At 48.7% G+C, this 12,826-nt stretch carries 7 protein-coding genes; 5 read left to right on the top strand and 2 right to left on the bottom strand.

Features of this window, described 5'->3' with window-relative positions; translation table 11 throughout:
• Positions 1-285 precede the first annotated feature (285 nt).
• The 5 genes from CIK99_RS10885 to CIK99_RS10865 all read left to right on the top strand — a co-directional run bounded on the left by CIK99_RS10885 (position 286) and on the right by CIK99_RS10865 (position 9,741).
• Entirely contained in the window at positions 286-1,311 is a 1,026-nt protein-coding gene (locus CIK99_RS10885) for a sugar kinase (protein ID WP_094381534.1), read from the top strand.
• Between the two features lie 22 nt (positions 1,312-1,333).
• Complete coding sequence (locus CIK99_RS10880; protein ID WP_094381533.1) at positions 1,334-2,002, top strand: bifunctional 4-hydroxy-2-oxoglutarate aldolase/2-dehydro-3-deoxy-phosphogluconate aldolase; 669 nt, start codon at positions 1,334-1,336, stop codon at positions 2,000-2,002.
• Entirely contained in the window at positions 1,995-5,480 is a 3,486-nt protein-coding gene (locus tag CIK99_RS10875; protein ID WP_094381532.1) for a DUF5112 domain-containing protein, read from the top strand. The genes CIK99_RS10880 and CIK99_RS10875 overlap by 8 nt, the downstream gene beginning before the upstream one ends.
• A 28-nt stretch (positions 5,481-5,508) precedes the next feature.
• Positions 5,509-6,672 (top strand): glycosyltransferase, encoded by a 1,164-nt coding sequence (locus tag CIK99_RS10870; RefSeq protein ID WP_094381531.1) that lies wholly within the window; start codon positions 5,509-5,511, stop codon positions 6,670-6,672.
• A 99-nt stretch (positions 6,673-6,771) separates the two neighbouring features.
• A complete protein-coding gene (locus CIK99_RS10865; protein WP_094381530.1) occupies positions 6,772-9,741 on the top strand; it encodes a TonB-dependent receptor in 2,970 nt (989 codons plus the stop codon).
• A gap of 104 nt (positions 9,742-9,845) precedes the next feature.
• Here CIK99_RS10865 and CIK99_RS10860 read toward each other — a convergent pair whose 3' ends face one another.
• Together CIK99_RS10860 and CIK99_RS10855 are read right to left on the bottom strand one after the other, a co-directional pair.
• Positions 9,846-10,595 (bottom strand): LytTR family DNA-binding domain-containing protein, encoded by a 750-nt coding sequence (locus tag CIK99_RS10860; RefSeq protein WP_094381529.1) that lies wholly within the window; start codon positions 10,593-10,595, stop codon positions 9,846-9,848.
• 24 nt (positions 10,596-10,619) lie between these two features.
• Positions 10,620-12,611, bottom strand: coding sequence for a tetratricopeptide repeat protein (locus tag CIK99_RS10855; RefSeq protein ID WP_094381528.1), 1,992 nt, complete (start codon positions 12,609-12,611; stop codon positions 10,620-10,622).
• Between the last annotated feature and the right edge of the window lie 215 nt (positions 12,612-12,826).

Here is a 12,826-nt window from a genome sequence, read left to right as displayed (position 1 = left end):
TCAATCTGTTATTTATCTTCAGATTTTTTTTCAATAATTTCAAAGAACGAGAAGTCTGTTCCCAATAAATGGGATAAAGGCTTAGCAGCAATTTCAACCACTTCTTTTAGGTGTGGGAAACTTTAATTACCAATAATTATTGAATTGTGCGAATGCACAGCGCAATATTTTGCAAAAATATGAAGATTTTTTAGTTTTTTCTTCGTTGTTTCGGAAAAAAGTGCTAATTTTGTCCCGCAAACAGTTATAAAGTAATCTACAAATACATCAACAACAAGAAAAAAAATGGCTAAAGTAGTTACATTAGGAGAAATAATGCTCCGTCTGTCTTCTCCAGGACAGAAAAGATTCGTACAGAGTGAATACTTCGACGTTGTATATGGTGGCGGCGAAGCAAATGTAGCAGTGAGCTGTGCCAACTACGGGCATGAGGCTTGCTTTGTTTCAAAACTGCCCAAGCACGAGATTGGCCAGTGTGCTGTCAACGCATTGCGTAAGTATGGCGTGAACACCGACTTCATAGCCCGTGGAGGTAATCGCGTGGGTATCTACTATCTTGAGACAGGTGCTTCCATGCGTCCGTCGAAAGTGATCTATGACCGTGCGGGAAGTTCGATAGCTGAGGCTGATCCTGAAGATTTCGATTTCGACAAGATAATGGAGGGAGCCGACTGGTTCCACTGGAGCGGCATCACTCCAGCCATCAGCGACAAGGCGGCCGAGCTCACACGTCTGGCTTGCGAAGCTGCAAAGCGTCATGGCGTCACGGTGTCTGTCGATCTGAATTTCCGTAAGAAATTGTGGACTTCAGAGAAAGCCCAAAGCATCATGAAGCCTCTGATGAAGTATGTGGATGTGTGTATCGGAAACGAGGAAGACGCACAGCTCTGTCTTGGCTTTAAGCCTGAGGCTGATGTCGAAGGCGGAAAGACCGATGCTGAGGGATATTACGGCATCTTCAAGGGTATGATGGATACTTTCGGTTTCAAGTATGTCGTTTCTACTCTCCGCGAGTCTCTCTCTGCCACTCATAATGGTTGGAAGGCACTCATCTACAATGGAAAGGACTTCTACCAGAGCAAGCATTACGACATCATGCCTATCATCGACCGTGTAGGTGGAGGCGACTCTTTCTCAGGAGGTCTTATCCACGGTCTTCTCACCTATCCAGACGATCAAGGCAAAGCTCTTGAGTTTGCAGTTGCAGCATCGGCCCTCAAGCACACCATCCCTGGAGATTTCAACCTCGTCAGTCGCGAGGAAGTAGAGGCGCTCGCTGGTGGCGACGCTTCAGGACGAGTACAACGTTAATATCATCCAACCTAATATAGAAATGGCAAAATTTGATAAGATAGCTGTTCTTGCCAAGATTGGCGAGACAGGCATGGTGCCAGTGTTTTACCACAAGGACGCCGAAGTGGCAAAGAAAGTGGTGAAGGCATGCTACGATGGTGGCGTGCGCGCCTTTGAGTTTACTAACCGTGGTGACTTCGCTCACGAGGTTTTTGAGGAAGTAGTGAAGTTTGCTGCAAAGGAATGTCCAGAACTCGCCATGGGCGTGGGCTCTGTCGTTGACCCAGCCACAGCAGCACTATATATACAACTCGGTGCATGCTTCGTTGTAGGTCCTCTGTTCAATCCTGAGATCTCTAAGATTTGCAACCGTCGTCTGGTAGCTTATACACCTGGATGCGGTAGCGTGTCGGAGGTGGGCGCAGCACAAGAGACAGGTTGCGATCTTTGCAAGATCTTCCCTGGCGACGTCCTCGGTCCAAAGCTCGTCAAGGGACTTATGGCTCCTATGCCATGGTCGAAGCTCATGGTCACCGGAGGCGTTTCACCCGACGAGGAGAACCTCACCTCGTGGATTAAGGCTGGCGTTTATTGCGTGGGAATGGGCTCTAAACTCTTCCCCAAGGACGTGATAGCTGCCGAAAACTGGCAAGCCATCACAGACAAGTGTGTGGAGGCACTGGGATACATTGCCAAGGCACGTGCATAAGATACTCACAGCAAGAGACACAGGCATACTCCTATTGGGTGTGCTGTGTCTCTTGTTTTTTTCAGCATGTCGTGGCAGCGACGACAATATGCGTCATGCCGTTGATATGCTGAATCAGAAGTCGTATGACTTCCATTACAAAAGCCTCGACTCGGCTCGCATCTGTGCGCAAAAAGCCTTTCACCTGTCTGCCGAATACAGCGACGGGAAGGCCGAGGCTCTAAACAATATGGCTTTTGTAGATATAGCACGTATGGAGTATGAAAAGGCTGACAGCATGCTTCTCTCCATAGGCAGCGTCACGCGAAACCAAGTGGAATTGCTTGTGGCCGACGTGCAGATGATGCGTCTCTGTCAAAGGATGTCGGCCAATAGGCGCTTCTATGACGTCAGGGAAAATGCCGTCAACCGTCTCAAGAGGGTGAAGGAAGACATTGAAGAACTTACCCCAAGGCAGAAGAGCCGTTTGATGTATGCCGAAAGCGAGATGGCGATAGTCACCTCCACCTATTATTATTACGTAGGACAGAACCGCTTGTCGTCAAAGGCATTACTGTCTTTCAACCCGGAGACGATAAAGGCAGACACAGCACAATACCTTAACTATCTCTATAACGTCGGGTCGGGAGGAATACTCGACGGGAAATCGCAACAAGACCTTTGCCAGCGTGAGTTTGAATATCTCATAGGCTGCTACGTGCTTGCAAAGAAGGCGGGCATAGTCTATTTTCAAGCCAACGCTCTCGAGTCTATTGCAGGTCATCTACTCGACAGCATTGACCGAAGGACCATAATCGACAATAATCCAGCTGCCATGAGGGTAATCGACATGACTGATTGCCCGGAAGAAGATATCGCAGGGACACTCGCCATAGAGGCATTGTCACAGTTTGAGACCTATGGCGACACATATCAGATAGCCGGTGCATACCGTACCCTTGCCTCGTGCTATATGCGGGCAGGAGACTACGAGAGTGCCATCAATTATCTCAATGCCGCCATCGCCGACACTATCATCGACAAGGCCCCCGATCTCGTGGCCAGCATTCGCGAACAGATGAGTGTGGCTTATTCAGCCATCGACGACAAGCCATCGAGCGACTACAACCGCAACATATATCTCGACATGCAGGACGAGACACGACAAGACCGTCTGTTGGAGTCGCGAGCCGACATGCTCAGGAAGACGTCACGACAGCTGAATATCCTCCTGATGGTGGTGGGAATGGCCATTGTGCTGCTGCTCGTGTCACTATGGCTTTTCAACCGTCTGTACAGAAAACAGAACAGCGACGACGCCACACGCAAACTCCTTGCCCCGTTAGAGGAGTGGCGAAAAACCAATGAAGAAGACACCCGACGTCTCGCCGATGAGTATGAGGAGATAGAGGAAAAGAAAGCGCTGTGCCGACTGAACAAGGAGGAATACGTAAAACGAAACCTCGAACAAAGAGCACGTATGTCAATGGTTGTAAGCATGTTACCCTTTATCGACAGAATCATCAACGAGGTAAACATGCTCAGACATAGGGACGAGTCAAAGGAGGTAAGAGACTACAGAGAACAATACATCGCCGAGCTCATCGACCAGATAAACGACAATAATGCACTGCTCACACAGTGGATAAAACTAAGCGAGGGACAGCTGAGTATCAAGGTCAACAGTTTCAGTGTGGAGGATCTTTTCGCCATATTGCGCAAAAACGAAAACACGTTCAGTTCACGTGGAATAACACTTTCGGTGAAGACGACTTCAGCAATGGTAAAGGCAGACCGTGTATTGACCCTTTTCATGATCAACACCCTTGCAGACAACGCTATGAAACACACTCCAAAGGGAGGAAGCGTGGAGATATATGCCGATACGACTGAACGTTATGTGGAGATATCCGTCAAAGACAGTGGTTGCGGACTTACAGACGAAGAGAAAGCCACCATCTTTGACAGGAAGATAAACGAAGGACATGGCTTCGGATTGATGAACTGTCGGGGAATAATTGAGAAATACAAAAAGACAAGTCCCGTTTTTTCTATCGCCTCGCTTGGTGTAGAGAGTACACGTGGCAAGGGCAGCCGATTTTTCTTCCGTCTGCCATTGGGCATGGCGAGAAGAGTGATGGCATTGGTGATGCTGATGACCATGACTTGCTCAGCAGTCGCCGGTGAGTCCAAACAAGACTATATGAAGAAGGCGGCTTCTTATGCCGACAGTGCATACTATTCAAATATTGCCGGTACCTACTCACGTACAGTAGATTTTGCCGATTCTTGTCGGCAGTACCTCAATAGACAATACTCTCGTTTAGTGCCAGGAGGAAAGATGCTGCTGCAGAAGTACGGCAAAACGGAGCTCGCCATACCAGAGGTGAGATGGCTGCATGACAAGCTCGATATAGACTATAATGTGATACTCGACATGCGCAACGAGTGTGCTGTCGCCGCACTCGCTCTCCACGACTGGGAACTGTATGCATATAACAACAAGGTGTTTACCGTGCTCTACAACCAGCTTTCGGCCGATAACACCCTTGCCGAGTATTGTGCACAGATGAGGAGCTCGCAGACCAACAAGACCATTTCTGTCATCATTCTCGTTCTCCTGCTGCTCGCCATCCTTCCGGCATACTATATGTTGTATTATCGTCACCGTCTGTATTTCAGATACTGCGAAGAAAGGATAGCACAGATAAACACCATCGTCAACAGTACGGTACCACTCGAAGAGAAGAAGTCCGCTATAGACCGCCTTGCCCTTTACGACTTTCCCGTCCAGTTGCAACCCGTCGTCGATACCATTCGCCAGACCATCGACCGTGCTATCGACACAAGACAACGCTCTCAAGAAGATATAGACAATGCCACCGACCAGTTGCACAAAGCAGAATACGAGAGCAACAATCTCTATGTAAGTAACTCTATTTTAGACAACTGCCTCTCTGCGCTTAAGCACGAGACCATGTATTATCCCGGACGCATCAGACAGATGATGAACACCGGCCAAGTGGGCGACGTGGCTGAAGTGGTGGAATACTATCGCAATGTCTATGCCATGCTATGCAGTCAGGCTGCAGACCAGGTCGGCAAGATAAAGATTGGCGTGAGACGTGTAGCCATCGACCAACTGCTATCGTCTTACGACCATAATGCCGATGCGGGCTATGTGTTGGCAAACGCCTTGCTTGTAGAGATACTTCTCGACACACTCTGTCGTCAGACCGCCGACCGCCATATCTCTGTCAATACCGACAATGATGTCGTGGGATACGTCCGTTTTAGTGTCAGCATGCCGAAGTTCAAGGATGTGGGCATCGTTGTGGAACGGTTGTTTGTGCCAGTGTCAGAACAGAGTGTCCCGTTCCTGCTCTGTCGGCAAGTCATACGCGACCATTCAGAAGCCACAAACTGCAGGGGCTGTGGCATATATGCGCAACAAGCTCCAGAGGGTATAACGGTAATATTCACTCTCCCTGCCAGGTAATTAACCCAATAAACAATCTAAATGTAGTATGAAGATATTGTTCTATGCAGACACGGTGTTCTCGTTTGGAGGAGTACAAAGGGTATTGGGCGTCATCGCAAACAAATTCGCCACCGTCCATGATGTCACCATCTTGTCAACCGACACGAAAGAAAACCTGTCGATGTATGGCTATTCTGAGTCAAACGTGAAGTTCGAATATATCAGCTATCGTTCTTCACACAATTTCCAGTACTATCTCTGCAAAGCTTGCAGCTTGATATACAAGCGGTTGCTGTCGGGAAGTGGGGTAGGGACGCGTCTTTATTCCTATAGCTTCTTCCTACCTTCATACAAGCGTCTGCTTGCCGAAAAGATAAATAAGGGCAACTACGATGTCGTCATCGGAGTTCATGCGTTCCTCTCGTTACATCTTGCCTCCATCCGTCATCGTCTTCGTGTACCCGTCGTCGTCGGTTGGATGCATAATAGCTACGACGCCCTGTTTGTGAAAGCCCATCCTTATCTCCCCGGACTGAAGCATTTCTTTGCCGACGAGATGCGTCGTTTGGACAAGATCATCGTGCTCACCACTTCAGACAAGGAGTTGTTTCGGCAAAATCTCGGCCTGTCAGCTTCGGTCATCTATAATCCGCTTACACTCACGCCACGTGGAAGGGCGAGAGCCGAATACCACAAGTTTCTTGCCATCGGTCGTTTCTCACCCCGTCATAAAGGCTTCGACATACTGATAGAAGCTTTTGCCGAATTTGCCAAGACCGACAGCCGTTGGACACTCGAGATTGTTGGCGAGGGACCCGAAGAGAGCATGATACGCAGTATGATTGCCCGTCACGGCCTTGAGGAGAGGGTCTGTATATGCCCGTTCACAACCGATATTCAGCGTCACTATGCCTCTGCTTCTGTTTATGTGCTGAGTTCCCGTTGGGAAGGTCAGCCGTTGGTGCTTGTCGAGGCCATGGCGCATGGTCTTCCCATCGTGTCGTCTGACATACCCGTAGCGAAGGAACTGCTTGACAATCAAGGTGTAGCTATCTTGTTCCAGAACGAACACCCGTCCAGTCTCGCCCTTGCCATGAAGTCGATGGCAGAAGAGAGACACTGGTCGCTCATGTCTGATAGGGCCTTGTCGCTTGCCAGTCGTTTCAGTGTAGAAGAGACTTATCGCCAATGGCTTGACCACATATCTTAAGTATTAGAGGAAAAGAAAAATGAAAAAAAAATATTCTTTTGATTAAACCTTTGCGAATAGTGTCCGTCATACAACCATAAATTATCAAACTTTAGACAGATGAAAAAAATAGCACTTGTTCTATTATTCTCTCTCTCTGCTACCATGATGTGGGCTCAACGTGTAGTCTCAGGTACCGCAGTGGAAGAAGACTCGAAAGAACCGTTACCTTCAGCCACGGTCAAGCTGCTGAAGACAGACAGTACCCTCGTGAAGGGCGTGTTGACAAACGTAAATGGTGGGTTTAAGGTGACGGCTCCCGCTGACGGACGATATATCCTTCGTGTGTCGTGTGTGGGATTCAAAAACTACACTAAACGCATCACCGTGAGTGGCGGAAAGGATGTGGCGTTAGGAAAGATTTCGCTGAAGTCTGACGCCATAATGCTTAAGGGCGCTACCGTGACGGCAAACGTGGCAAAGGTGACAGCCAAGGCCGACACGCTGGAGTATAATGCAGCAGCCTACCGTACACCCGAAGGCTCAGCCATTGAGGAACTGGTGAAGCGTCTGCCAGGCGTTACCGTGAGCGACGATGGAAAGATCACTCACAACGGAAAGGAAGTGAAGAAGATACTCGTCGATGGTAAGGAGTTTATGACAGGCGACACCAAGACCGCCATGAAAAACTTACCTACATATATAATAGAAAAGGTGAAGGCATACGACGAGAAGAGCGACCTCGCAAGGGTGTCGGGCATCGACGACGGCGAGGAGCAGACCGTGCTCGACTTCACCGTGAAGCGTGGTATGAACAAGGGTATGTTCTCTAACCTTGACGTTGCTGCAGGTACTCGCGACCGTTATGCTGCACGTGGTATGGGTGCCCTCTTCCAGGACGATACAAAGATAATGCTCATGGGCAATGCCAACAACACCAACGACATGGGATTCCCTGGCGGAGGTGGAGGAGGACGCTTTGGTGGAGGTCGTAACGGACTGAATGCCACCAAGATGCTTGGCGGAAACTTCAACTACGAAAAGGAAGACAAGCTGAAGCTCAACGGAAGTCTCAGATGGAACCATTCAGACGGCGACGTTATGTCGAAGCGTTCGGCAGAAAACTTCGTGTCAGACCAATCGTCGTTCTCCAATAGTCTCAACCAAAGCTACAGTCGCAGCGACAGCTGGAACGCCCGTATGCGTATAGAGTGGACTCCAGACTCGATGACCAACATCATGTTCCGTCCGTCGTTCTCTTACTCAAAGACCGACGGTACGTCAAACAACCTGTCAGCCACCTACTCTGAAGACCCATACCTCACCACCGACTCGCCTCTTAGCCAGGCCGGTATCGAGTCTCTGATAAAGAACGGTTCCATGATCAACCGACAGGAGAGCTCAAGCATCTCATATAGCGATTCGAAGAATGTGGGCGGCCGACTGCAGGTGAACAGACGTCTGAGCGACAATGGTAGAAACCTCACTCTTACTGCAGACGCAAACTATAAAGAGGGACAGAGCAATAACCTGTCAAACTCCAATGTCCACCTCTATCAGATAAAGGACGCTTTAGGCAACGACTCCACATATCAGACCAACCGCTACAGCGTGACACCTACAAAGAACTGGGATTACTCTGCTGGTCTTACCTATAGCGAGCCAATCTTCAAGGCTACGTATCTGCAGTTCCGCTACAACTTCCAGTATAAGTACCAGAAGAGCGACCGCGTCACTTACGACTTCAGTAACCTTGGCGAGGACTACTTTAGCGGACTCTCTCCCGAATACCGCCAGTGGGGCGGATACCTCGACCGTCTGACCAACCCTCTTGAGAGCTATCTTGACGACGATCTGAGCAGATATTCGGAATACAAGAACTATATCCATACCTTCGACCTCATGTTGCGCATCGTACGCAACGACTACAATTTCAATGTCGGTATGCAGGTCATTCCACAGCAGACGAAGTTTGTGCAGCACTATCAGGGTGTGAACACCGACACAGTGCGTAACGTGACAAACATCACCCCTACAGCCGACTTCAGATGGAAGATATCCAAGCAGAGCCAGTTGCGCTTCAACTATCGCGGACGCAGTTCACAGCCAAGCATGACCGACCTGCTCGACATCGTCGATGACAGCGACCCGCTGCGCATCACGAGGGGTAACCCAGGTTTGAAGCCTTCGTTCTCAAACAATCTGATGCTCTTCTACAACAACTACATACAGAAGCACCAGCGTAGCGTGATGGCAAATGTGTTCTTCAACACGACAAGCAACTCGGTGAGCCAGATGGTGACATACGACCCGACGACGGGTGGACAGACCTCACGTCCTGAGAACATCAATGGTAACTGGAATATCAACTCCGGATTTATGTTCAACACCGCTCTTGACAGTCTCGGTCTCTTCTACGTGAACACCATGACCGACTTCGGCTACAGCCACAATGTGAGCTATCTCAACCTCAATCGCTCGGAAACAGCACAGAAGAATTCTGTCAACACCACCTCCGTCGGCGAACGACTGGCTGCCGGACTGAGAAACTCATGGCTCGAGTTTGAGTTGACCGGATCGCTCAACTACACCCACGCACGCAACCAGCTGCAGCCGACCAACAACCTCGACACATGGCAGTACTCTTATGGTTTCAATACCAACATCCAGTTGCCATGGGGCACTACCGTTGCCACCGACATGTCAATGAACAGCCGTCGCGGTTTCAACGATGCCTCGATGAATACCAACGAGCTGATATGGAATGCACAGGTATCTCACAGCTTCCTCAGGGGCAAGGCTCTTACGCTGTCCCTCCAGTTCTACGACCTTCTCAAGCAGCAGAGCAATATCTCTCGCACCATCAACGCGATGATGAGAAGCGACACGGAGTATAACTCTATAAACAACTACGTCATGGTTCACGCCATCTACCGTCTGAATATCTTCGGAGGCAAAGACGCTCGCAGTCAGATGCGCTCTCCTCATGGCGACGGCCCGGGTATGCCTCCTCCAGGCATGGGACCGGGCAACCGCGGAGGTGGCTTTGGCGGAGGAATGCCGCGAAGGGGTGGCTTTGGCGGATTCTAACTCGCCACGACGTCATTCAGATAAATCTAAGAGAGAATGTCGCCACGACGTCATTCAGATAAATCTAAGAGAGAATGTCGCCACGACGTCATTCATGGAAGAGGTCAGAGAATGTTGAAACGTTCTCTGATCTTTTTTCTGTATAAACGTCCCACGTTGACATAGTCGATATGGTCAAAGGGAGGGTAGAAAGAGCACATGTTGTCGTTGAGTTGCATGAGACAGTTGATGTTGATGATATATTTCTGACTCACCTGTATGAAACGGTTGTCGATGCCGAGTATGACGGCATTGTTCACATTACGTTTCATGGTCAAAGGAGTGTCGTGTCCTGACACCACGGCTTCCCACTGGCGTTGTTCGTGATTGTATCTGAAAAGGCAGATGTCGTTGAGCGTCACCACCTGGAACTCCGTTTCTCCTCCCTGTACGAGCAGGCTGTCGCCAGTGGCACGCCTCACGTATTTCATGTCGAGGCATTTCTCCTTGTTGTCGGTCTCCTTTTGCAGACGGCTGATGATGGTTTGCAGTTCATTGTCGTCGATGGGTTTGAGGAGGAAGTCGAAGGCGAAGTTTCTGAATGCTGAGAGCATGTATTTGTTGTGTGCGGTGTACATCACGATCTTGCTGTTCCCGTCGCACGAGTCGATGATTTGCCTTATGGCTTCGATGCCAGTCATGTCGGGCAGTTCGACGTCGAGAAACACCACCTCGGGCAGTGTCTCTTTTGCGAGTCTGATGCCTTCGTCGGCCGATGTGGCTGTTCCGACCAGCATAAACGCCCCGCTTTTCTGTAGTTTCTTGTGCAAAATGGTAGCCGATTTTTTGTCGTCGTCGATTATTATTGTTCTCATAGCGTTTACTTTTTTTTCTCTTGCTTATGTCAGTTGCAGATTAAAGGGTATGAGTAGCGATGCTTTGCATCCGCATACTGTGTTGTCTTGTTTTTTGATATTTGTTATTTGGAACGATATCTGTGCTTGTTTGCTGTTATGCTCGTTGATGGTGGCAATGGTCTGGCGTATTATGTTCAGTCCGTACTTCGTGATGTGTGAGTTTTGCTTGCAGATATCAAATCCTTTGCCATTGTCGATGACGTCTATGGCAAAGTGTTGTTTTTGGTTTCTCACCCTGACGGTGAGTAGTTTGTCGCCGTCTTTGTCTTTCAGTGCGTGTTTGAAAGAGTTCTCTACGAGTATCTGTATAAACATTGCCGGTAGTCGGGTCTCGTCGAGGTCGATAGTGTTGTCGATGTCAAGTGTCAGCTGTACGGGTTCGTCAAACCTAATGTTTTGCATGTCGATATATTTCTTGACGAAGTCGAGCTCTTCTGTCAGCGTGACGAAGGTTGAAGCCGTCATGTCGAGATTGCTTCTTATGAGTCGTGAGAGTTGTATTATTGACGTGTTACGCTGTTCTTTGTCGGTGAGTTGGGTGTTTAGAATGTTGAGTATGAAATGTGGTGTGATGCGTTGTCTCATGCTCTCGAGTTTCAGTCTGAAGATGCTCATCTCGTCTTCTGTCTTTTTCTTTCTGTTGATGACGATGATGACGATGATGACCGATGCCAGTATGACGCACAGCAGCAGTAGCAGCAGCACTATGATCCTGGCGCTGTTGATGTTAGCCTTGTGTGCTTCTGTTTCCAGTTTGCGGTGCATGAGTAGTGTGTCTTCGTTGAGACGTATCATGATCTCCTCCGCGCGCATGTTCATCTTGTTGTATTCGAGCGAGTCGTTTTCCCGTTGTCTTGTGGTGATGGTCTGTAAGGCCCGTCGGTAGTCGCCGGTGTCGGTATAATACTGTTGCAGGTATTTGCTTCTTATGTCTCTTATGGTTTGTTCTGGAGTCTGCGTGAGGTGTTCGTTGTTGAGTATTCTCTTTATCTCGTCATAGTCTTTTCTTTTTGTGGCTATGCCTATGCGTATGGTGTTGGCATAGTATATGCAGGCGTCAATATTGTTTTGTCTGAAGAAGGGTTCTGTCTCTTTTAGATAAGCCAATGCGCTGTCGCACTCGTTGAGGTTGAGAAACACGTCGGCCATGTTTATCTTGCAGAGATACATGTCGAAGGTGTTGTCTTTTTTGCGCAAGAGGTGTTTCATTTGCCTGAACTTCTTCAGAGCCTCGTCGTATTTGCCCTGATAGTAGTAGAGGTTGCCGTAGTTGTTGAGGTAGTAGCCTTGCATGTGAGGTTCGAGCTCGTCAAAATGCCGTTCCGTCTCCTTATAACATCTCTCGGCAGTGGCGTAGTCGCCCATCTGTGTGTAGATCCTTGCCATGCCCATATTCAGACTCACGGTCTTGTCGGTTGGCAGGTGTAGCGAGTCGGCGAGCAGCAGTGCCCTTCTGTACCATCTCGATGCCTCTGGCATATTGTCGGTGTAGGTGTATGCGTCGGCGAGGTTGGCAGCTATGTCGGGTGCCCTTTCGATGTTGTCGCTCTGCATGATGCAGTCGTAGGCTTTTCTGAATAGTTTGATGGCTTTAGTGTTTTCCTTGCGTTGTATGTGGTAGCAGGCAGCTTCTACCGACATTGCCGAGGCCAAGAGTCCTTTGATGCGTGGCGACGATGGTTGTCGCCTTGCATACTGCTTTGCTGGCAGTGCGAAGTAGAGCATGGAGTCGTGTGGGGCCTTCAGCTGGTAGTGCTGGCCTTGTAAGAGACGCAGTTCGTAGTAGTCGGTGCTGTCGTTGACAGTGGCGATGAGGCTGTCGGCAGTCTTGAGATATCTGTCTGTTCCTGGCTTTATTGAATCCACGAGCAGACTTATTCTCTCTTCCTGGCTTTTGCTTCTTTCGTCTTTATGGGTCTGGCTTGTGCATGACGCTATCAGCACTATGGCAGCGAGGCTATGTAGTATCTTCATTTTCTCTATGTATTTTTTTTAATGTGGTTAGATAAATTTGTTATACATTTAAGATGTATTATTGATAATTGTGTGCAAATATACAAATGATAAATGATAATACGTCAAGAAATGTCGTATTTTTATTGCAGAAATGAAAAAAAACCGCTTTTTGCACAATAATATCAAAATAATTGTGTAATTTTGTGCCCGAAAATCGAATTTCAATAAATTTT

It is taken from the genome of Prevotella sp. P5-92 (assembly GCF_002251245.1).
Lineage (GTDB): Bacteria > Bacteroidota > Bacteroidia > Bacteroidales > Bacteroidaceae > Prevotella.
Note: the sequence above shows the minus strand (reverse complement) of the source record. Positions and strands in the feature narration are given on the sequence as shown.

Bases quoted from the DNA above. Each gene is read 5' to 3' on its own strand.
- CIK99_RS10880 (WP_094381533.1), top strand. From the start codon at position 1,334: ATGGCAAAATTTGATAAGATAGCTGTTCTTGCCAAGATTGGCGAGACA.
- CIK99_RS10860 (WP_094381529.1), bottom strand. From the start codon at position 10,595: ATGAGAACAATAATAATCGACGACGACAAAAAATCGGCTACCATTTTG.
- CIK99_RS10855 (WP_094381528.1), bottom strand. From the start codon at position 12,611: ATGAAGATACTACATAGCCTCGCTGCCATAGTGCTGATAGCGTCATGC.
- CIK99_RS10865 (WP_094381530.1), top strand. From the start codon at position 6,772: ATGAAAAAAATAGCACTTGTTCTATTATTCTCTCTCTCTGCTACCATG.
- CIK99_RS10885 (WP_094381534.1), top strand. From the start codon at position 286: ATGGCTAAAGTAGTTACATTAGGAGAAATAATGCTCCGTCTGTCTTCT.
- CIK99_RS10870 (WP_094381531.1), top strand. From the start codon at position 5,509: ATGAAGATATTGTTCTATGCAGACACGGTGTTCTCGTTTGGAGGAGTA.